A 19,362-nucleotide genomic window follows, 5' to 3' on the forward strand; every position below is an offset into this window, starting at 1 on the left:
CATGGTCTGGGTAACCGACACCGCATCCAACATCACCGACCTCATGACCCGGCTGCGGGACTTCCTGACCTCCAATGCCGCCTTGGTGGCTGCCAATCAGCACTGGCAGGTTGTGGGCGGCGTCGCCAGCGGCCCGATCGCGGCCAACGATTTTGTGTCACTGAAGGGGCGCGGGCTCGCCGGTGAAGATGAGATCTACCTGTCGCTGCAGGCGTGGGTAGTGCCGGCGAGCAACTACTACAACATGTGCATGCGCGGCCACACCGCATACAACCCCGCATTGCCGGGAATGACCCAGGCGGGGGCAAACTCCGAGTACGTATCTATCCTTGGCGTCAACTCGCCGATCAAATACTGGTTCATAGCCAACGGCCGTTGCTTCAAGGTCATCGCCCGCACCAACGGCCGCTACGATGCCCTGTATGGCGGCTTCATCCTGCCGGAGCACCTTCCGAGTGACTGGAGCTATCCGCTGTTCATCGGCGGGGCACACCTTGGCAGGGACGCGGTTGCGTCCTTGGATACCTACGAGCATTCCAACTTCTGGAACGCCCATGCCAGAGGCCGTGCCAACAATGCGTACAGCCAGGCCTACCTGTTCACGCCGATGCAAGCGTGGCTGCCCATTCGCAACAGCTACACCGGCTCCAAACTGGCCACTGGCCGGCTCATCGTGCCGTGGGCGTCGTACATCTCCAATACGAATGTTCGCAACTGCCTGGACGGCCAGCGCTGGCTGAAGCGTGGACAGCTGATGGGTATCGGCTGGAAGTCCGAGGGTAGTGAGCCCAGCTCGCGCGTGGACGAGATGCCGGAAGGCGGGCAGTTCTACGGCAGCTTCGACGGGGTGTTCTACACGCCATCCTTTGGCGCCACGGCCGAGCAGATCGTCACGTTGGGCGGCGTGGACCACCTGCTCATCCCCAATGTGTATCGAACTGGCGACGGCGAATACGCCGCATTTGCTCTGGAGTAAGAGATGGCCTACGCCGAGTTCACCAACGTTTCGAACGTCCAGACCCTGATCGACCTGGTCGTCCAGTTTGCACAGGCCAACGGCTGGACCGTCGAGCGCAACAGCCTCTCAGGCGCCAATCGCACCGCCACACTCCGCATTCCTGGTGTGTCCGACTACGTACATCTGTTCAACTACGATCAGCAAAGTCTGCTCTCGCGGATCTCAATTGGTTACGACGGCGGCCAGCCGCCGAGTACGCAGCCCTTGGTTTCGCCTCGCGATGTGAGCACCTACCAGCTTGTTGGGCCGTTTCCGCGCCTGAAGCTGTTTGCAAATGGCAACGCGATCCACGTTGCGATCGCGCAGGCGGTTGCCGGTGAGTATCGCCACCATGCGTTCGGTGTCCTGGATAAGGCCGGTGACTACGCCGGCGGCACCTACGTGGAGGGAACGTATTGGGCGCGGACAGGTTCCTGGAGCGGCATGATCACCTCCAGCGCGCCCAACGTGGTTCTGTTCGGACACACCACCCAGACAACCGGCGGCGGTCATGTTCGTGCGGATTCAATCGAGGAAGGTCGCGCCAACTGCTACCACCTGATTTGCGGCTACTACGGCTGGTCGCTGGGTGCCGAAGGCCATGCGGGAAGTGGGGTCGGAACAATCGATCAGGCAAATGGGATTACCGGCAATTCGAGCTACGACAGCCTGTGGCTTGGATACGCGCTGCGTGGCACCGACGACAACACCTTCTCCGGTCGCAGTGTTCTCCACCCCATCCAGTTGACCGTGCGACGCGTTGGCTCAACCCCCTACCATTCCGCCATCGGCCAGGTCCTGGGCCTGCGCGCCTGTTACATGGAGAAGCTGGAGCCGGAGCAGGAGATCACTGTCGGCGATGAAACCTGGGTGGTGTTCCCGTGGCTACGCAAGCTGGCCATGAGCAATGTCACCAATGCTCCGCCAGCAAGCGGCAACTATGGTTGGGCGGTGAAGAAGTCCTGATGACCATCCTCCTCGGAAACCAAACGAGCACGGGGCCGAACTGGCGCAGCGCCAATCTGGCAACGCCGCGCACGCGCATTCCAGTTCAGTTTCGCGCAGCCGATGCGAAATCCGGCTTCGGCGTGGGTGTGCCCAGAGAGTCCACCATTGTCGAACCCGAGCAGCGGTCGATCGGCCCGGCGCTGCGCACGTCGTTCGATGACTGGTACTACCGTATCCACGTCCTGCCGCTGCGCATCGACTTGGGCAACCTGGTCACCAATCAGGTGCGCTACGTCCAGGTCTGGAATGCGTACCTGCAGCCGCAGACGCTGAACTCGGTGGCTCTGGAGAACGGAGAGGGCGTCGAGCTGGTGGGGCCTGGCGCGCCGCCACTGCCCTTCGCGCCGCTGCAGCTGCGCCGCTGGCAGCTCTCGATCACCACCGATGGACCGCCGGTTATTGCAGCCACGCTGTCCTACCAGTTCGTGGCGCTGGGCCGGCGTACCGTCACGATTACCGGCAATCGCATGTCGGCATGGATGCTGCCCCCGGACTGGGAGCGGCCGGTCACCGAAACGCTGGCCTGGGCAACGGACGTGCAGCAGTCTGTCGGTGGCAGCGAGGCGCGCTACCCGCTTCGGGGCTCGCCGAGACGCTCTTGGGAATTCAGCGTGCTCGCCGATCGCCGCGAGCGCCAGGTGCTGGAGCACGCGCTGTTCGACTGGTCGGCTCGGACCTGGGCGCTGCCGATCTGGAATGACGTTTCCTGGCTGCGGGCGCGCCTGGTGTTGGGCGTGCAGTCGATTCCGGTACCGGCGGCCACCCAGCGCGACTACCGGATTGGCGGCTTGGCCATGCTCTGGAAGGACGTCACCACCTACGAGCTGGTGGAGGTGGCCAGCATTACCGCCGACGGCCTGCAGCTGGCCCGCCCCACGGCAAATGTCTGGGCGGCGGGCACCCGCGTGCTGCCCTGCAGGACCGCGCGCATCGCCGAAACCCCCAGCCTGGAACGGGTGACCGACCAGGTCATGCGGTCGACCGTGCGCCTGGCTGCAGTGGAGACCTGCGATTGGCCAGCGGTACCGCCGGCAGCGACCTATCGTGGTCGACCGGTGCTGGAGCAACGCCCTGACCTTGACCAGGCGCAGACGGCCGAGTTCGGCCGGCAGCTGGTGGTGATCGATGGCGACGTCGGGCCGGTGGCGGTCGATGACATCACCGGCAAGGCTTGGCCGCTGCAGTCGCATGCCTGGCAGACCTGGGGGCGCACGGAACAGACCAACCTGCGCAGTCTGCTGTACTGGCTGCAGGGACGCGTATCGGCGCTATGGGTGCCATCCTGGGCTGATGACCTGGAGCTGGTTGAACCGGCGTTGTCCACCTCCGGTGGCATCGTGGTCGCCTGGGCAGGTGTGGCCCGCTTCGGGCGTGCCCAGGCCGGTCGCCGGTACCTGCGCATCGAGCTGTTCAATGGCCAGATTCTCTACAGGCAGCTGGTCGAAGCCACCGAGCTGGATCCCCAGCGGGAATTCCTGCAGCTGGACGTGCCGCACGGGATCGCCCTGCAGCCGAGCGCCATTCGCTTGATCAGCTGGATGGTGCTGGCCCGTCTCAGCTCCGACACCGTCGAGCTGTCCCACGAAACCGATGGCGAGGGTGTGGCGCGCTGCCGGGTGTCCTTCGCCGGCATCGGCGCCGAGGAGAGTGAACCATGAGCCTGTTCTCCCGCCACGTCGAGCTGTACGAGTTTGGGCGCGGTTCCCAGCGCTGGCGCTACACCTCCAGCGATCGGGCCGAAACCTACGATTCGCAGCAGTTCACCGCCGAGGCCATCAAGCGCGGCCGCCTTGGGCAATCGGCCCAAGAGGCCCGGTCAAATCTGGAGGTGACCGTGCCGCTGTCGCTCCCACTGGCATCGGTGCTTCGCCCCTATCCGCCGACCGAACGCATCATCGTCCGGTGGCGGCGGATCCGGAAGAGCGATGGCGCTATCCGGGGCACGTGGAATGGCGTACTGAGCGATTTCACCGAGCGGCAGAATGACCTGGTCTTGACCTGCCAGAGCAACATCGGCGCCGCCGCGACCAACGGCCTTCGCCGGTGCTGGCAGGGACAGTGCCCCTTCGCGCTGTTCGACGCCGACTGCGGGGTGAATCCGGAGCTGTTCCGGGTCGACGGCATGTTGTCCGCCGCATCCACTCAGACGATCACGTCTACTGCCTTTGCAGCGAAGCCGGACGGCTGGTTCGTGGGCGGCTTCATCAAGTGGGTCCAGGGCACAGCCGTCGAGTACCGCTTCGTCGTTGGTCACGTTGGCCCGACCCTCACGCTGCTGACCGCAGCGCCGCTCGCTGCAGGCGCACTGGTATCCGCCTACCCCGGCTGTGGCCACGCCCTGCAGATCTGCCACGAGAAGTTCAACAACGCGCTGCTTTACGGCGGCCAGCACACCATTCCGCCGAAGAACCCCTTCGGACCCGACCCCATCTTCTAAAGGAGCCTTCCATGTGGGTTCAAATCGTCGTAATGATCGTGGCGCTGATCGTCAGCTACGTGATGCGCCCGAAGCCTACGGTGCCGAAGCCGGCCGCGCTGGAAGACTTCAATGTCCCCACCGCCGAGGATGGTCGCGAATGCAGCATGACCTTCGGCACGAACTGGATCGATGATCCCAATGTGCTGTTCTACGGCGATTTGCGCACCACGCCGATCAAGGTCAAGGGCGGCAAGAAGTGATGGATCGTCCTGTCCTGGTCACCGTCGAACACGCGCGCGCGGCCAAGCTGGGCGAGCACAGTGGCGTGCTGTGCGCCGCAGGCATCCGCACCTGGATGGATCGTCATGGGCTGGATCTACGCCGGTTCCTGGATGACGGCTTGCCGGTAGAGCAGTTCGAAGCCTTGGATGACGCATTCGCACAGCGCCTGGCCGCGCTTGCCCGCGAGGAGGCCGGTCGTGGGTAGTGGCAAGAAGCAAACCGTCGGCTATCGCTACTACATGGGTCTCTACATGGGCGAATGCCTTGGCCCGGTCGACGCTCTGCGGGAGATCCGCGTGGGCGATCGCAAGGTATGGGACGGTAGCGCGCAAACGGCGTGGACCACGGTTCTCGGGATGAACATCCCCAGGACAGTTCCGGCCACCGGTCCGATCACGGCGTCTCGTTCGATCACCATCCTGGCGCCGGAGATCTTCGGCGGCGACAAGGGCGAAGGTGGCATCGTCGGCACGCTGGAGGTGCGTATGGGCGAGCCCACCCAGATGCCCAGCGCCTACCTGCAGTCGCTTGTGCCCGGCCCGTGGCCAGCGGCACGCGGCCTGTTCACGACGGTTTTCAATGGCCAGGTGTCGGCCATGAACCCGTACATCAAGAACTGGACGAAGAAGGTCTCGCGCTGGCGCCAAGGCTGGAAGAACGGACTTTGGCAGGGTGACCTGGTGCAGATCGATGAGGGGATGAACCCGGCCCACATTGTCTATCAGGTACGCACTGAAGGCATGGGCCACCCGATCGACGTGATCAACGATGAGAGCTTCCGCAAGGCGGCACAGACGTTGAAGAACGAAGGGTTCGGCCTGTGCCTGAAGTGGTCCCGATCAGTTCCTGCAGGCGAGTTCATGGACATGGTGTGCGACCACATCGGTGGCATGCGGATCGAGGATCCAGTGACGGGGCTGACCGAGTTGGTGCTGGTGCGGCCGGACTACGATCCTGCCACCCTGGAGGAGATCGGCCCGGCGAACATCATCGAGCTGATGGAGTGGCAGCAGCCGATGCTGGAGGGCAGCGTCAATGAGATCACGGTCGTCTACCGGGATATCGCCACCAACAAGGACGCGGCAGTCACCTATCAGAACCTGGCCAGCGTTCAGGCCCAGGGGCGGGTTGTAAGCAGCCGCAAGAACTATCCGGGGCTATGGAACTCCGCGCTCGCTGCGCGCGTTGCGGCACGTGAGGTGGCCGCCGTGAGCAGCCTGCCTTGCAGGGTCAAGATTCGGGTGCGCCTGGACGCTGGCCCGTTCAAGCGCGGGCAGGCGCGGGCCCTGTCGTGGCCACGGCGGGGCGTGGCCCGCATGCCGGTGCGGATCCTGGATATCGACGACGGCACGCAGACCGAGACGGCCGTGGTGCTGACCGTTGTCCAGGACGTCGCCGGCATGGCGTCAGCCAGCTACATCCAGCCTTCGGACAGCGCATGGGTCGAGCCCGATACCAAGCCCAAGCCGGTCACGGTGCAGCGCCTGCAGGAAGCCAGCTACCGCGACCTGGCCACCACCCTTGGGGCAACGGAGCTGGCCGCCGTCTCGGCCGACGTTGGCTACCTGACCTCGATCGGCGTGCGGCCGTCCTCGGTGGCATTCGGCTACACGCTGCAGACCCGGCTGGGCGGTGCGGCGTTCGCCGAGGCAGGTGCGGCCGACTTTGCCCCCACCGGCCTGCTGATCACCGCTATGACGGCCACCACGGCAGCCATTGCGTTGTCGGCCGGCGTCAGCCTGGACATGATTGAGGTCGGCACCGAGGCGCTGATCGATGACGAGCTGGTCCGGGTGGTGTCCATCGATCCGGTGGCGGCGACGCTGACCGTGGCCCGTGGCTGCGTGGACACTGTGCCGGTGCCCCATGCCGTGGGTACGCGGGTGTGGTTCACCGATGAATATGTCGGCTTCGATGGCCGTGAGTACTTGGCCAGCGAATCTCCCGAAGCCAAGCTGCTCACCCGTACCAGCCAGGGCGAGCTGAACCCGGATCTGGCCACAGCGATCGCGCTGACGATGCGCCGGCGTCAGGTCCGGCCGTATCCACCAGGCCGGCTGCGCATCAACGGCGACACCTATCCTGCTGAGGCCTGGGGCACCGGCGGCAACGTGGTTGCCACCTGGGCACATCGCGATCGCCTCCTGCAGGCCGATCAGCTGGTCGACTCCGAGCAGTCCAGCATTGGCCCGGAGCCAGGCACCACCTACACCGCTCGCTGGTACCTGCAGGGCAGCCTGGTGCGCACGCAGGCTGGCATCACCGCCGCGACCGACAGCTACCTGCCACCGGTCGGCAGCGGTGGCAAGACGCTGCGGGTTGAGATCGAGGCCGTCCGCGACGGCTTCACCAGCTGGCAGCGCCTGCAGCACACCTTCCTCTACCGCGCCCAGCTGGTGACCGAAGCGGGCGACCGCATCGTCACGGAAGCCGGCGATCCGATCATCCTGGAGTAACCCCAATGCCCGACGTCAAACTCTCCCAACTCGCCGCCGCCAGTGCGGCCTCGGTCGCCGCCGGGGCCGGCCTGTGGACGATGGCTGGCCATATCCTTGGCCTGCGCATGGAGTACGTGGGGCCGGCTGCGGTTCGTGTTTCCAGTGGCAGCGCCTGGATTCCGTCGTTGCAGCAGGCCATCGAGCTGCCGGCCGCGCTGACCCTCAGCGGTCTGACGCTTGCGGCGAACACCTGGTACCACCTCTATCTGTACCTCAACGGCTCAACGCCGGCGATCGAGGCCGTCACCGATGCCCCGGCCGCTCCCTACAGCGGGACCGCCCGCGCCAAGACTGGTGCCGCCTCGCGGCGTTACATCGGAAGTGTGCGAACCAATGCCAGCGGAAGGTTCTATGAGTTCGATCACAACGCCGCAAAGGGTGAGGTGGTCTACCGCATGGCGGGTAGCCAGCTTCGCGTGCTGAGCAACGGAGCCTCAACAGCGCCGGTAATCGTGGCCTGTGGTTCCGCGATTCCCACCACCTCAAGGTCGGTCTGCGCTCGGGTGCTGAACCTGTCAGCTTCAGCGAATCTCGTCGTTGGGCCCGGCGACGCCGCTCTGACCACCAATGATCACTTCATCGGGGTGAGCTATGGCGGGCAGGCGGTGGTGGCCTACCTTCCTACGGATTCGACCCAGCAGCTGCTCTACATGATGAGCGCCGCGCAGGCCGGCGCCTACATCGACGTCTATGGGTACGCCTATGAACGATGAGACCTATGCGGTTTCCGGCACCGGATTCCGCAGGATCAGCGCAGATGCGGAGCTTCAGGGGGGCGAAGTCCGGGCTGGCACTGTTCCTCCTGCAGTGCTCAACGCCATTCAGGCCGCACAGGGGCGAGCGATGCGAACCGCGTTGCTCCGTGGATCGGATTGGACTCAGGCGCCTGACAGCCCGCTGGAACCCCAAGCCAAGGCGGCATGGGCGGTCTACCGCCAAGAGCTTCGCGATCTGCCGGAGCGGGCGGACTTCCCCAACTGCGCCTGGCCAGCACCGCCGGCTCTTCCTGAAGGTGCAGCCGGACTAGAACGGCTCCCTCTCCACATCTAGAACAGGGCGCCAGGCCGGCAGCTCCAACTGCCTGCCTGGCGCCGCAACACACGCGTACAGCCCGCGTGCAATTGGCCGAGGCCCTGCTCCCCGCGCGGGGGACACAAGCCTGGCCTAGAACCATCGCAGAGGCTGAGAATGAAGACGACCACGCTGTTCCCCTGGCCGGGCGGGAAGACCCGCCTGCTGCCCCACTTGCTGCCCTTGGTAGCCGATACTCCGCACCGGACCTACGTAGAGGCCTTCGCCGGCGGCGCTGCTCTCCTGTTCGCGAGAGAGCCGGCCAAGGCTGAGGTGCTCAATGACTGTCACGGCGAGCTGGTGCGCCTCTATCGGGTGGTGGCCAACCATCTTGAGGAGTTCGTCCGGCAGTTCAAATGGGCTCTGACGAGCCGGGAAATGTTCCGTTGGTGCCAGCTCCAGCACCCCGACACCCTCACTGACATCCAGCGAGCTGCACGCTTCTACTATCTGCAGAGGCTGGCCTGGGGCGGTAAGGCGACCGGCCAGACCCCCGGCTTCGGCCGGGGTGGCAAGGGCCTGAACCTGTTGCGCATAGAGGAGGATCTGAGCGCCGCGCACCTCCGGCTCCACAAGGTCACGGTCGAACACCTGGCCTGGCAGCAGTGCATGGCCAAGTACGATGCCGCGGACACCCTGTTCTTCCTCGATCCGCCGTACTGGGAGACCGAGGGGTACGGCGCACCCTTTGGGATGGAGCAGTACCAGGAGCTGGCCAGTCAGATGGCAGGGCTGCGCGGCGCGGCCATCCTGACGATCAACGACCACCCGGCCATGAGGGAGGTGTTCGGGCAGTTCCGTGACCGCGTGGTGCCGATTCGCTACACGATCGGTCGACAGGCGGTCCAGCGGCGGGAGCTGATCTACACGACCTGGTAGGTCAGCGTGGGCACGGGGCGGTTTCCGCCCCGTGCAATTTCATTCCGCTGGGCGCAACATGAGCGCCCCAACGTTTATCTCGCCTGCGGCGGGCGATTTATCGCGCGCCGTTACACCATGGCGGTTCCGTGGGTACCAACCAAGGTTGGTACCCACCCAGGCCCCCCTGAACCAATTACCGCGCGCGCGACACTGCGTCGCATCTACCCCCTGCCACACGGCGCGAAAACAGGGTAAAATGTCGCGCTTCCCCACATCTCGGGTATGCCGATGCTGCGCATCCAGGCTGAAGCACTCACTTACGACGACGTCTCGCTCGTCCCCGCCCATTCGACCATCCTGCCCAAGGACGTCAACCTCGAAACGCGGTTGACTCGCGACCTGAAGCTCAAGCTTCCGATCCTGTCCGCAGCCATGGATACCGTCACCGAAGCCCGCCTGGCCATCGCCATGGCCCAGCTCGGCGGCATGGGCATCATCCACAAGAATCTCAGCCTGGAACAGCAGGCCGCGGAAGTGGCCAAGGTCAAGAAGTTCGAGGCCGGTGTCATCCGCGACCCGATCACCGTCGGCCCGGAAACCACCATCCGCGACGTGCTGGCCCTGACCCAGGCGCACAACATCTCCGGCGTGCCGGTGGTGGGCAGCGACGGCCTGCTGGCCGGCATCGTGACCCATCGCGACATGCGCTTCGAGACCGAGCTGGACGATCCGGTCCGCCACATCATGACCAAGAAGGATCGCCTGATCACGGTCAAGGAAGGCGCCGCCTCCGATGAAGTGCTGCAGCTGCTGCACCGCAACCGCATCGAAAAGGTGCTGGTGGTCAATGATTCGTTCGAACTGCGTGGCCTGATCACCGTCAAGGACATCCAGAAGAACACCGACTTCCCGAACGCTGCCAAGGATCTGTCGACCCGCCTGCTGGTCGGCGCGGCCGTCGGCGTCGGTGGCGATACCGATCGCCGCGTGGAAGCGCTGGTCGCCGCCGGCGTGGACGTGATCGTGGTCGATACCGCGCACGGCCACTCGCAGGGCGTGCTGGACCGCGTCAGCTGGGTCAAGAAGAACTTCCCGCAGGTGCAGGTCATCGGTGGCAACATCTGCACCGGCGAAGCCGCACTGGCGCTGCTGGACAGCGGCGCGGACGCAGTCAAGGTCGGCATCGGCCCGGGCTCGATCTGCACCACCCGCGTCGTCGCCGGCGTCGGCGTGCCGCAGGTCACCGCCATTGATCTGGTGGCCGAAGCCCTGCAGGACCGCATCCCGCTGATCGCCGACGGTGGCATCCGCTACTCGGGCGATATCGGCAAGGCGCTGGCTGCCGGTGCCTCGACCATCATGGTCGGTGGCCTGCTGGCCGGTACCGAGGAATCGCCGGGCGAGACCGAACTGTACCAGGGCCGTTCGTACAAGAGCTACCGCGGCATGGGTTCGCTGGCCGCGATGGAAAAGGGGTCCAAGGACCGCTATTTCCAGGACGGCGCCACCGCCGACAAGCTGGTGCCCGAAGGCATCGAAGGCCGCGTGCCGTACCGCGGCCCGGTGGGCGGCATCGTCCACCAGCTGATGGGCGGCCTGCGCGCCACCATGGGCTACGTGGGCTGCGCCACCGTCGAGGACATGCGCAGCAAGCCCAAGTTCGTGAAGATCAGCGGCGCCGGCCAGCGTGAGAGCCACGTCCACGACGTGACGATCACCAAAGAGCCGCCGAACTACCGCTCCTGATGCGATTCCGCACCGTCCTTGCGGTCACGAGCAGCCTGCTGATGGCAGGCTGCTCGTTGTCCGAACCGCCGCCGCGCTCCGGGTCCCCGGGCGCGGCGGTTTCGCAATTGCAGGACGTGCAGGCGTGCCAGAACGCGTTCTCGCTGCCGAAGGGCTGGCAGGTGCAGGCCGCCGGCGAGCAGCGCACGCTGCTGAAAGGTTCCGGCGAGCGCCCGCTGCAGGTCACGTTGCAATGCATTACCGAGCCGCTGCATGGGCCGGATGATCCGGTGCTGACGCCGGTACTGGGCGCGCTGGAGCCCGCACGGATGAGCGTGCGCTGGGCGTCCTGGGGCGCTGCGGATTCGGGCTTCTCGATGGCGGCGCTGCAACGGCGCATCGTGCCCGGCACCGAAGTGCAGGAAATCGCCGAGCTGCCGCGCGCCGACCGCTCCAACCCCAACGCACCGCACGGCCTGCTGATGCTGCGCTGGGACGAGGAAGACCCCTCACATATTCAACAACGCGAGGCGTTCATCGCCACGCTGACGCAGAGCCTTGAAGCGCCGGGCGCTGCGAAAAACACCACTGGAACGGCACCATGACCAACATCCATAACGACAAGATCCTCATCCTCGATTTCGGCGCGCAGTACACGCAGCTGATCGCCCGCCGCATCCGCGAGCTGGGCGTCTACTGCGAAATCTGGGCGTGGGACCACAACCCGGCCGAGATCGCCGGCTTCGGCGCCAAGGGCATCATCCTGTCCGGTGGCCCGGAATCGACCACGCTGCCGGGTGCGCCGGCCGCGCCGCAGGAAGTGTTCGACAGCGGCCTTCCGATCTTCGGCATCTGCTACGGCATGCAGACCCTGGCTGCCCAGCTGGGCGGTGCCACCGAAGCGGCGGACCAGCGCGAGTTCGGTCACGCCGAAGTGAACGTGATCAACCCGGATGCACTGTTCAAGGGCCTGAGCGACCACGGCGGCGAGCCGAAGCTGAATGTCTGGATGAGCCACGGCGACCACGTCTCCGTTGCACCGCCGGGCTTCACCATCACCGCCACCACCGACCGCATTCCGGTGGCCGCCATGGCCAACGAAGAAAAGCGCTGGTACGGCGTGCAGTTCCACCCGGAAGTGACCCACACCCTGCAGGGCCAGGCGCTGCTGCGCCGCTTCGTGGTGGACGTGTGCGGCTGCCAGACCCTGTGGACTGCCGCCAACATCATCGACGACCAGATCGCCCGTGTGCGCGAACAGGTGGGCGATGACGAAGTGATCCTGGGCCTGTCCGGCGGCGTCGATTCGTCCGTGGTGGCTGCGCTGCTGCACAAGGCCATCGGCGAGAAGCTGACCTGCGTGTTCGTGGATACCGGCCTGCTGCGCTGGCAGGAAGGCGACCAGGTGATGGCGATGTTCGCCGAGCACATGGGCGTAAAGGTGGTGCGCGTGAATGCCGCCGACCGTTACTTCGCCGCGCTGGAAGGCGTGAGCGACCCGGAGGCCAAGCGCAAGATCATCGGCAACCTGTTCGTTGAGATCTTCGACGAAGAGTCGAACAAGCTGAAGAACGCCAAGTGGCTGGCGCAGGGCACCATCTACCCGGACGTGATCGAGTCGGCCGGCAGCAAGACCGGCAAGGCGCATGTGATCAAGAGCCACCACAACGTGGGCGGCCTGCCGGAGCACATGAAGCTGGGCCTGGTGGAGCCGCTGCGCGAGCTGTTCAAGGACGAAGTGCGCCGCCTGGGCGTTGAGCTCGGCCTGCCGCGCACCATGGTCTACCGCCATCCGTTCCCGGGCCCGGGCCTGGGCGTGCGCATTCTGGGTGAAGTGAAGCGCGAATACGCCGAGCTGCTGGCCAAGGCCGATGCCATCTTCATTGATGAGCTGCGCAAGGCCGACCTGTACGACAAGACCAGCCAGGCGTTTGCCGTGTTCCTGCCGGTGAAGTCGGTGGGCGTGGTGGGCGATGCGCGGGCGTATGAGTGGGTGATTGCGCTGCGGGCCGTGGAGACGATCGACTTCATGACCGCGCACTGGGCGCATCTGCCGTATGAGTTCCTGGGTACGGTGAGTAACCGGATCATCAATGAGTTGCGGGGGGTGTCGCGGGTTGTCTATGACATCTCGGGGAAGCCGCCGGCTACCATTGAGTGGGAATGAGTTGAAAGAAAGAGGGCGCCGAGAGGCGCCCTTTTCTTATCATCGCTGGCACATCGGTGGGCGAGGCAGTTTGGCCGAGTCCAGTGCTGCAGGTCCAACGCATCAGTGGCTGCAAGGTGGCAATCAAGGCATTCGGAACAGATGCGAAATCGAAAGAAGTACTTATGAAACGGGGCGGGACACTGAAACGTCTGCAGTCTCAGGAACCGGAGCACATCCATGGTTATGATTGTCCCTTTCAATAGAAGGTTGATCAATGGAAATAAACTGTGCTCGACCAGAGAAACTCTACCGCTACTCGGAGCGGAAGTGGCTGGACAGGTCTCTTCGCCTGGGAGAGTTCCGGCTCATGCCAGCATCCTTCTACACGGAACTTGAGGGCGACGCTGCCCGCCAAGACTATGAGCTATGCCGCAGCCGAGCGGTGGCGCCAGAGCTCGTCTATATCTCTCGCGAAGATGGTCAGTTCATACGTCCCATAGGTGAGGTGATGTTAACTAATCGCTTGCTCCGAGACTATCTAATGATCTGCTTTTCTTCTCATCGATATCCTGAAGATGCAGGCGGATTCAGTGGTGCCGATGCCTGTCTAGTGATTCATGATCCAGGGGAGCTGCTAGAGCGATTGCATGCAAAGATCGAAACAGCTGTGCGGGGCGGAATCAGTATGGATGCTTCTGTTAGCTATGGCGTGCCACATGAACTTGGGGTGGCGTACTCAAAGCCTGAAGCATACGCAGCTCAATGCGAGTATCGCCTAACCGTACTTCCGCCGGATGATCGCTTGCTCTCACCATTGCTTATTAGCATTGGAAGCATTGAAGCGATTGCAGAGATTGTTCCAATTGAAGCGACTCGCTAAGAGCGATTTCGGGTAGCACGGGCTAGTGAGGCCCGAAACGTACATTGGCAAAGCAAATGTTTCCCTTCTCTGAATCTAGATCGGTTGACGAAGTAGAAGTACTGGTGCCGCACGCAGTCTAGGTGAGCCGGGATAGGCGCAAATACTTACCCGCTGACCAGCCGCTGGGTTGCCTGGGCCGTAGAATTCGCTGGCGTGGTAGAAGTATGACTTTGAAGGGACGTCGTCCTGAATTGTGCCAGTTTGGCTTCGTCCACCGCCAGCATATGTGACGCCAAAGTTAAGGATGGAGCCTAGTCGTCTCTCAGCTGTCGCATAGCACCAGATGCCACAGGACGTGAGCAGGTCAGATGCAGTGGGCCGTGCTTGTGGGTCAACAGCCAGGCACCGCGTAATCAAGCTCCAGAGCTCTTCCTCCAAGCCGCGAGTCGCGGCTGAACGCCCGAACAAAGGGGGGCGGGGGAGGTTCACTGCGCCAATCTGCTCCATTCTGACGACTTCAGCAATTGCTCTGCGACCGGAGCCGAACGGTAGGTTCCCAGTAACAAGCTGGTAGGCAATGCATCCAATTGCCCAGATGTCCATCGGCTTTCCTGCATCGATCCAGCTTCGCCAGCACTCTGGAGCCATGTATGGGATCGCGCCGAGCAATGTGCTGGAGGTTGTAAGGGTGGATTCATCACGCTCGAACTCAGCCATTTCCTCCCTAATCTCACTCTCAGCCAACTTCGCAATTCCGAAGTCGGTTAACTTGATCGATGACAAGGCGTAGTCGTCCGATGTCATGATGTTGCTCGGCTTTAGGTCTCGATGGCAAATTCCCGCGCGATGGGCTTCGTGTACTGCGCGAATTACGTTGTGAAGCACGTGCGCCGCCAGCGAAGGGTCGAGGAACTGGAACTGATTCGCCAATCTGTTACCTAGATCTGTTCCGTCGACGAGCTCCTCAACCAGGAATGTCCTTTGACTATCCTCATGATAATCAAAGGTGGATGCTATGTTGTGGTGATTGATGCGCGCACTCATCTCGGCGCCTCGCTTGAAGCGCCTATCGCGAACTCCACCCTTTGGAATCTTGACCACCGCACGACGTCCAAGCTTGAGGTCAGTGCAGGCATACACTTCCTGCATCGCCCCTGCGTTCAAGTATTCGTCCACTCGATATCGGTCTATGAGGACTTCGCCTTGGGCCAGAAGGATTCCGTTCACAGCACTATCTCCGGTTTGGAGCAAAGGAAACTGATGTACTGGCGATTGCGGCCAATATCGAAAGAGCCAAATGTGACTACACACGCATCGTGAAGTGGTCGTCCTACCACTGCGGCGACGTTGTTGATGTACACGTTTCCAGTAACGCCTGTCACCTTAAATTCAGTCCCGTCATAGGCTGCGCGAATCTCGCCCAAAGGAGCGATATTTATTCGAACAGTAGGCTTCTGGGCCGAAAGCTCATAAACCGTAGAGCGTTCGCTGAAGAACAAACCTTTGTGCTGGCCCTTCAATAGTAGGGTTTCGCAGCGCTCCATCACCTGCTGAGCGCTAGGTCTAATCGCAGGGTCCGGATCAATGCATGCGTGGATGATCTCTACGAGCTCGCTGTCCATAAATGGGGCGAGTGTCCCTAGAAGAGGGGGCGGTCCAGATTTCTGTGGTGGCCGCTCAGTCAGCTGGGCAGGGAATTGATTTGTTGCCAGTTTCCAGCAGCAGATCCCAAGGGAATAGACGTCCGATGCACGCGTTACAACGCCGTTTGGAGTGAATAGTTCCGGCGCCGCGTAGTCAAGCGTGCCTCGATTCTGAGTGGTTACATGAGTTCCCGAAGCGGACGATATGCCGAAATCGTACAGCTTGACGATTCCTGCATCAGATGCCTTGAAGTTGTCCAGCTTGAGGTCGCGATGGATTATGTTGGCTGAGTGGAGATCATTCACAGCGCAAGCAAGCTGGTAGATCACCTTTGTGAGTTCTGCGGGGCTCTGTGCAGCCTCCGCATGAAAATTCAGAAAGTCTCTGCCACGGAGATTCTCAATGATTATTCCCGTTAGCATGCCGCGCTCGTCGGTATCAACATCGTAGATATCAATGATATGTCTCGATCTGGTGCGCGTTAGTGCTGCAACCTCCGCAACGAGTTGATTGTTATTCGCAGGATCGTGCATTTGCTTGAACAGTACTGAGCGATCTAGATAGCGGTCGTGGACTTCTATCACTGAGCCGTAGCCGCCAGCCATTTGCTGTGGCGCGATTGCATACCTCCGTGTATCCATATCGTGTCTCCTACTCGTCGTCCGGACCAGCAACTATGTTATTGCCTCTCATTGCTACATCTGAGTCAGGTAGCTCCAACTGAGTGGGCTTGGCGCCAGTCTTCTTTCGGCGCTTCTTTGTCTGCTTCTCTATCGGCGGCTTGTATGATTCCGCGAATTCAGCTGTGGACCGATAGGTAACAACCTGCTTATCTGCGAGCCACAAAGTTATGCGTGTACTGCGAGGGAGAGAGTCCACGGTTTCCGGCATTTGCTGTGGATCTCTAATGGCTATGGCTGAAGCGTTGTCGATTCCTCCAAGCCAGGATGCGCAAGTTAGCAGGCGGCGGATGAGCTCGCCTGGACCACGAGAATGCCTGGTAATCAAGTTGAATGCGTTTGCATCATTAATCCAGATTCCGTCCGTAGCTAGCAGTATTCCGCCAGGAGGGAAGCTCCGATCAGTCAGTACATGGATACTGAGCTCGTTGCTCGTTCTGCCTGGCTCGCCGAGGGCTTGCGATAGGCTTCCCTCCAGGCCACGTGCGTTGAGATATGCTTGCGCATGCTCCAGCTTGTGGTGCTTAATTTCATTGGCAAGCGTGTCGTCTTCGGTCAGCTGAATAAGTTCGCTGCCTTGATCCCACGAATAAGCGCGACTATCACCAATGCTTGCCAAGGCGCACTGTCCGTCATTTGAATTGAGCAGCATGCAGAGGGTGGATTGTCCTGCGCCGCCGAGCAGAAGTCGTACCGCATCATCTGCAGTTCTGATCAATTCAGGCATTAGCTGGGCGGGCGAGCGATAGCGCGTTTGGGAGCTCAACTGTGACACAATCGACGCGCAAGCAATCGCCGCCGCTTCGTCGCCCCGCTGTGATCCTCCTACCCCGTCGCAGATAATGTGCGCTGAGTAGGCCATTTGAGAGGCAACATCTACTCGTGCAATTGCGACCCTATCCTCGTTCCTTGAACGCTTATTTCCTATGTGCGTTCCGATCGCGAATCCATCGCCAATCTGGAATAGTTTGGGTACTGGTGTCGCGGGCGCAGGCAATAGCTCTGCCAGCAACTGTTCGCCGATTTCATCAAGGGTGGAGTGGAGTGGCATGCCGATTCCTTCTGAGGCAGCCAGAGCATAACCAACGATAGTCAGTTAAACCAGCTGGCATCAATGTTTGGTACGGCTGGGGTCGTCTTGCGGCGAGGCGTGGCCAGCATAGATGACTGCTGACGCCGCTTCTGGCTTGAAGCGGACACTGAGTGTGCGGGCAAGTCCGTACTGTTGCCTATTGAGAGCGGTTGAGGGTCACTCCGGCCTAACTTCCCGACAAGCCCACTCAACCAACCCCCGGCAAGCCAGAAACAGTCCATCCACCACCCCCTCATCCAAATGCCGCTCCGGGTCCGCTGCGACCCGGCAGCGGTCGGCAGCGTGCAGCAGCTCCAGCACTGTCAGGGCCCCCACCATTGCACGCTCGCTCCTGGCCAGGCTCACGCGGCGGCCGGGTGACACATCGTTCTCAGGCCAAGGGTGCCCATCGGCCCCTTCGCAGCCGCGCATCCGCTTGAGGATGCCGAGCAGGCAGTTCAGGTCGGGCAGGGGAGTGTCGTCGTTGATGGGCTCAACAACGGTGTACGCGGAGAGGATGTCGGAATCGTTCATGGCGTCGGTTTCCTTTGCTGTGCTTAACAGCGCCACCGCGTAGCGGGGTGGCGGACGATGCGTGGCTGCAAACCGGGATGAAGCAACGAATGACCGGTGGGTCCGAAGACCCCCACGCACCGCCCGCCAGATAGGCCGACGGATTGCCCGCCGGCACCGGTTAAGGACGGTGCCGACGGGCAAGCGTAAACAACAGTCGTTGCTCATCGCGGGTTTGCAGACCCGGAGCCACCCGTTGTCGGTGGCACGTCATGGTGTTTACGCAGCCGCTTCGAATGCCAATAGAAATTCGCGAAGGAATCGGCGAACTCGAGAGCGAAGGACTATTGTTGCACGCACCATTCGTGCAGCACGCGACGCCAGCAGACGCATTCGCGCGGCTGCTCTGCTGATAGCGAATCAAAGTGGCGCAATCGCCCGCGCCACAAGCGAATAGCGCGACGGCCTTCTTTGCAACAGTTCTTAGTTCGCCTCGCCAACCAACGGCGTCGAACCAGCCGCACGCCCCGAAAATCGGTTCAAACCCGACAGCGTTAACAAGCTCGTAGCTTCAACCAGCGCGATTCTCACCCGCATTCCCCACCAGCAACTCAATCATCGCCCGCGCCGCCGCCGACTGCCGCCGATGCGGCGCATAGATCACCGAGAACGGTCGCAATCTCCCGCGCAGCTGTGGCAGCACTTCCACCAGCTGCCCGCGCTGCAATCGCTCACGCACGATGAACTCATAGCTCTGGCAGATGCCGATGCCCTGTTCGGCCAGCGACACCACGCCCAGCACATCGTCGGAAGTCTCGATGGACGAACGCGGCAGCCAGTCCACGTCGCGCCCGTCGTCGCGAAAGATCCACGGCGCCAGCCGCCCGGTGCGCGGCATCACGAAGGGCAGGCACAGGTGCTGCTGCAGGTCGTCCAGCGTCTGCGGCGTACCCCGGCGCCGCAGGTAGTCCGGCGCGGCCACCAGCAGCAGTGGGGCGTCTTCAAGCTTGCGCGCCACCAGCCCGCTGTCCGGCAGCTGGCCCAGGCGGATGGCCAGATCGAAGCCTTCGGCCACCAGGTCCACGTTGCGGTTGGTGATGTTCAGTTCCACCTGCACCTGCGGGTACTGCTGCGCAAAGCGCGCCAGCACGGGCGGCAGCCGGTAGTGGCCATAGGTGGTGGGCACGCTCAGGCGCACGCGGCCGGCCAGCGCACCGTCCTGGGCCAGTACGTCGCGCTCGGCGTCGTCCAGCAGGCCGAAGGCGGTGCGCACCTGTTCCAGATAGAGCCGCCCGGCGTCGGTCAGGCCCACGCGGCGGGTGGTCCGCTGCAGCAGCTGCCGGCCCAGCCGCGCTTCCAGGCGGGTGACCGCGCGGCTCAGCACCGAGGGCGTGGTGGACAGCGCCACCGCGCCGGCCGTGAACGAGCCGTGCTCGACCACCGCCAGGAACACCTCCACATCGCCCAGGTAGTCGAACTTGCGGCTCATTTGGCTCTCCAGGGAACAGATGTTTTGCGATGGGGCCAATTTATCGCCGCTGGGGCGATGAATAAAGTGGCCGCCATTCCCCGATAGGAGCG

Annotated in this window: 19 protein-coding genes; 14 read left to right on the forward strand and 5 right to left on the reverse strand. The window is 62.7% G+C overall.

Annotated elements, in window-relative coordinates; all coding sequences use genetic code 11:
• Window position 1: 1 nt before the first annotated feature.
• From AC3ITW_RS09180 to AC3ITW_RS09245, 14 genes are all read left to right on the forward strand, one after another.
• A complete protein-coding gene (locus AC3ITW_RS09180) occupies window positions 2–976 on the forward strand; it encodes a hypothetical protein (protein ID WP_485617666.1) in 975 nt (324 codons plus the stop codon).
• A gap of 3 nt (window positions 977–979) precedes the next feature.
• Window positions 980–1,963 (forward strand): hypothetical protein, encoded by a 984-nt coding sequence (locus tag AC3ITW_RS09185; protein WP_489390248.1) that lies wholly within the window; start codon window positions 980–982, stop codon window positions 1,961–1,963.
• Window positions 1,963–3,663, forward strand: a complete 1,701-nt coding sequence (locus AC3ITW_RS09190) for a hypothetical protein (protein WP_065722693.1) — start codon at window positions 1,963–1,965, stop codon at window positions 3,661–3,663. The genes AC3ITW_RS09185 and AC3ITW_RS09190 overlap by 1 nt, the downstream gene beginning before the upstream one ends.
• On the forward strand, window positions 3,660–4,442 hold the full coding sequence (locus AC3ITW_RS09195; RefSeq protein WP_065722694.1) for a phage BR0599 family protein: 783 nt from the start codon (window positions 3,660–3,662) through the stop codon (window positions 4,440–4,442). Before AC3ITW_RS09190 ends, AC3ITW_RS09195 begins: the two co-directional genes overlap by 4 nt.
• A gap of 11 nt (window positions 4,443–4,453) precedes the next feature.
• Window positions 4,454–4,684, forward strand: a complete 231-nt coding sequence (locus tag AC3ITW_RS09200; RefSeq protein WP_065722695.1) for a hypothetical protein — start codon at window positions 4,454–4,456, stop codon at window positions 4,682–4,684.
• Window positions 4,684–4,911 (forward strand): hypothetical protein, encoded by a 228-nt coding sequence (locus AC3ITW_RS09205; protein WP_065722696.1) that lies wholly within the window; start codon window positions 4,684–4,686, stop codon window positions 4,909–4,911. The genes AC3ITW_RS09200 and AC3ITW_RS09205 overlap by 1 nt, the downstream gene beginning before the upstream one ends.
• The gene (locus AC3ITW_RS09210) at window positions 4,904–7,162 is read left to right on the forward strand and encodes a hypothetical protein (RefSeq protein WP_065722697.1); all 2,259 of its coding nucleotides are present in this window, start codon (window positions 4,904–4,906) and stop codon (window positions 7,160–7,162) included. The genes AC3ITW_RS09205 and AC3ITW_RS09210 overlap by 8 nt, the downstream gene beginning before the upstream one ends.
• Before the next feature lie 5 nt (window positions 7,163–7,167).
• Window positions 7,168–7,917: a hypothetical protein gene (locus AC3ITW_RS09215; protein ID WP_489390249.1), complete on the forward strand. Its 750-nt coding sequence runs from the start codon at window positions 7,168–7,170 to the stop codon at window positions 7,915–7,917.
• A 130-nt stretch (window positions 7,918–8,047) separates the two neighbouring features.
• A complete protein-coding gene (locus AC3ITW_RS09220; protein ID WP_489390355.1) occupies window positions 8,048–8,254 on the forward strand; it encodes a phage tail assembly chaperone in 207 nt (68 codons plus the stop codon).
• Between the two features lie 138 nt (window positions 8,255–8,392).
• Window positions 8,393–9,154, forward strand: a complete 762-nt coding sequence (locus AC3ITW_RS09225) for a DNA adenine methylase (protein ID WP_065722699.1) — start codon at window positions 8,393–8,395, stop codon at window positions 9,152–9,154.
• Window positions 9,155–9,424: 270 nt separating this feature from the next.
• Window positions 9,425–10,882 carry an IMP dehydrogenase gene (gene guaB, locus AC3ITW_RS09230; protein ID WP_489390250.1) on the forward strand — a complete coding sequence of 486 codons (1,458 nt, stop codon included), beginning with the start codon at window positions 9,425–9,427 and terminating at the stop codon, window positions 10,880–10,882.
• Window positions 10,883–10,989: 107 nt separating this feature from the next.
• The gene (locus AC3ITW_RS09235; RefSeq protein ID WP_202908186.1) at window positions 10,990–11,466 is read left to right on the forward strand and encodes a hypothetical protein; all 477 of its coding nucleotides are present in this window, start codon (window positions 10,990–10,992) and stop codon (window positions 11,464–11,466) included.
• On the forward strand, window positions 11,463–13,028 hold the full coding sequence (gene guaA / locus AC3ITW_RS09240) for a glutamine-hydrolyzing GMP synthase (RefSeq protein ID WP_012479957.1): 1,566 nt from the start codon (window positions 11,463–11,465) through the stop codon (window positions 13,026–13,028). The genes AC3ITW_RS09235 and guaA overlap by 4 nt, the downstream gene beginning before the upstream one ends.
• 349 nt (window positions 13,029–13,377) lie before the next feature.
• Window positions 13,378–13,890 carry a hypothetical protein gene (locus AC3ITW_RS09245; protein WP_489390251.1) on the forward strand — a complete coding sequence of 171 codons (513 nt, stop codon included), beginning with the start codon at window positions 13,378–13,380 and terminating at the stop codon, window positions 13,888–13,890.
• A gap of 75 nt (window positions 13,891–13,965) precedes the next feature.
• On the opposite strand, the gene AC3ITW_RS09250 is transcribed toward AC3ITW_RS09245, so the two are convergent.
• The 5 genes from AC3ITW_RS09250 to AC3ITW_RS09270 all read right to left on the reverse strand — a co-directional run bounded on the left by AC3ITW_RS09250 (window position 13,966) and on the right by AC3ITW_RS09270 (window position 19,270).
• Complete coding sequence (locus AC3ITW_RS09250) at window positions 13,966–15,099, reverse strand: serine/threonine-protein kinase (protein WP_489390252.1); 1,134 nt, start codon at window positions 15,097–15,099, stop codon at window positions 13,966–13,968.
• Window positions 15,096–16,157 (reverse strand): serine/threonine-protein kinase, encoded by a 1,062-nt coding sequence (locus tag AC3ITW_RS09255; RefSeq protein WP_489390253.1) that lies wholly within the window; start codon window positions 16,155–16,157, stop codon window positions 15,096–15,098. The genes AC3ITW_RS09250 and AC3ITW_RS09255 overlap by 4 nt, the downstream gene beginning before the upstream one ends.
• A 10-nt stretch (window positions 16,158–16,167) precedes the next feature.
• Complete coding sequence (locus tag AC3ITW_RS09260; protein ID WP_489390254.1) at window positions 16,168–17,247, reverse strand: PP2C family protein-serine/threonine phosphatase; 1,080 nt, start codon at window positions 17,245–17,247, stop codon at window positions 16,168–16,170.
• Window positions 17,248–17,445: 198 nt separating this feature from the next.
• Entirely contained in the window at window positions 17,446–17,802 is a 357-nt protein-coding gene (locus AC3ITW_RS09265; RefSeq protein ID WP_489390255.1) for a hypothetical protein, read from the reverse strand.
• 550 nt (window positions 17,803–18,352) lie between these two features.
• On the reverse strand, window positions 18,353–19,270 hold the full coding sequence (locus AC3ITW_RS09270) for a LysR family transcriptional regulator (protein ID WP_489390256.1): 918 nt from the start codon (window positions 19,268–19,270) through the stop codon (window positions 18,353–18,355).
• Between the last annotated feature and the right edge of the window lie 92 nt (window positions 19,271–19,362).

This window comes from Stenotrophomonas sp. KH_052 (assembly GCF_057838755.1).

Bases quoted from the DNA above. Each gene is read 5' to 3' on its own strand.
- AC3ITW_RS09180 (WP_485617666.1), top strand. From the start codon at position 2: ATGGTCTGGGTAACCGACACCGCATCCAACATCACCGACCTCATGACC.
- AC3ITW_RS09185 (WP_489390248.1), top strand. From the start codon at position 980: ATGGCCTACGCCGAGTTCACCAACGTTTCGAACGTCCAGACCCTGATC.
- AC3ITW_RS09190 (WP_065722693.1), top strand. From the start codon at position 1,963: ATGACCATCCTCCTCGGAAACCAAACGAGCACGGGGCCGAACTGGCGC.
- AC3ITW_RS09195 (WP_065722694.1), top strand. From the start codon at position 3,660: ATGAGCCTGTTCTCCCGCCACGTCGAGCTGTACGAGTTTGGGCGCGGT.
- AC3ITW_RS09200 (WP_065722695.1), top strand. From the start codon at position 4,454: ATGTGGGTTCAAATCGTCGTAATGATCGTGGCGCTGATCGTCAGCTAC.
- AC3ITW_RS09205 (WP_065722696.1), top strand. From the start codon at position 4,684: ATGGATCGTCCTGTCCTGGTCACCGTCGAACACGCGCGCGCGGCCAAG.
- AC3ITW_RS09215 (WP_489390249.1), top strand. From the start codon at position 7,168: ATGCCCGACGTCAAACTCTCCCAACTCGCCGCCGCCAGTGCGGCCTCG.
- AC3ITW_RS09220 (WP_489390355.1), top strand. From the start codon at position 8,048: ATGCGAACCGCGTTGCTCCGTGGATCGGATTGGACTCAGGCGCCTGAC.
- AC3ITW_RS09225 (WP_065722699.1), top strand. From the start codon at position 8,393: ATGAAGACGACCACGCTGTTCCCCTGGCCGGGCGGGAAGACCCGCCTG.
- guaB (WP_489390250.1), top strand. From the start codon at position 9,425: ATGCTGCGCATCCAGGCTGAAGCACTCACTTACGACGACGTCTCGCTC.
- guaA (WP_012479957.1), top strand. From the start codon at position 11,463: ATGACCAACATCCATAACGACAAGATCCTCATCCTCGATTTCGGCGCG.
- AC3ITW_RS09245 (WP_489390251.1), top strand. From the start codon at position 13,378: ATGCCAGCATCCTTCTACACGGAACTTGAGGGCGACGCTGCCCGCCAA.
- AC3ITW_RS09255 (WP_489390253.1), bottom strand. From the start codon at position 16,157: ATGGATACACGGAGGTATGCAATCGCGCCACAGCAAATGGCTGGCGGC.
- AC3ITW_RS09260 (WP_489390254.1), bottom strand. From the start codon at position 17,247: ATGCCACTCCACTCCACCCTTGATGAAATCGGCGAACAGTTGCTGGCA.
- AC3ITW_RS09265 (WP_489390255.1), bottom strand. From the start codon at position 17,802: ATGAACGATTCCGACATCCTCTCCGCGTACACCGTTGTTGAGCCCATC.
- AC3ITW_RS09270 (WP_489390256.1), bottom strand. From the start codon at position 19,270: ATGAGCCGCAAGTTCGACTACCTGGGCGATGTGGAGGTGTTCCTGGCG.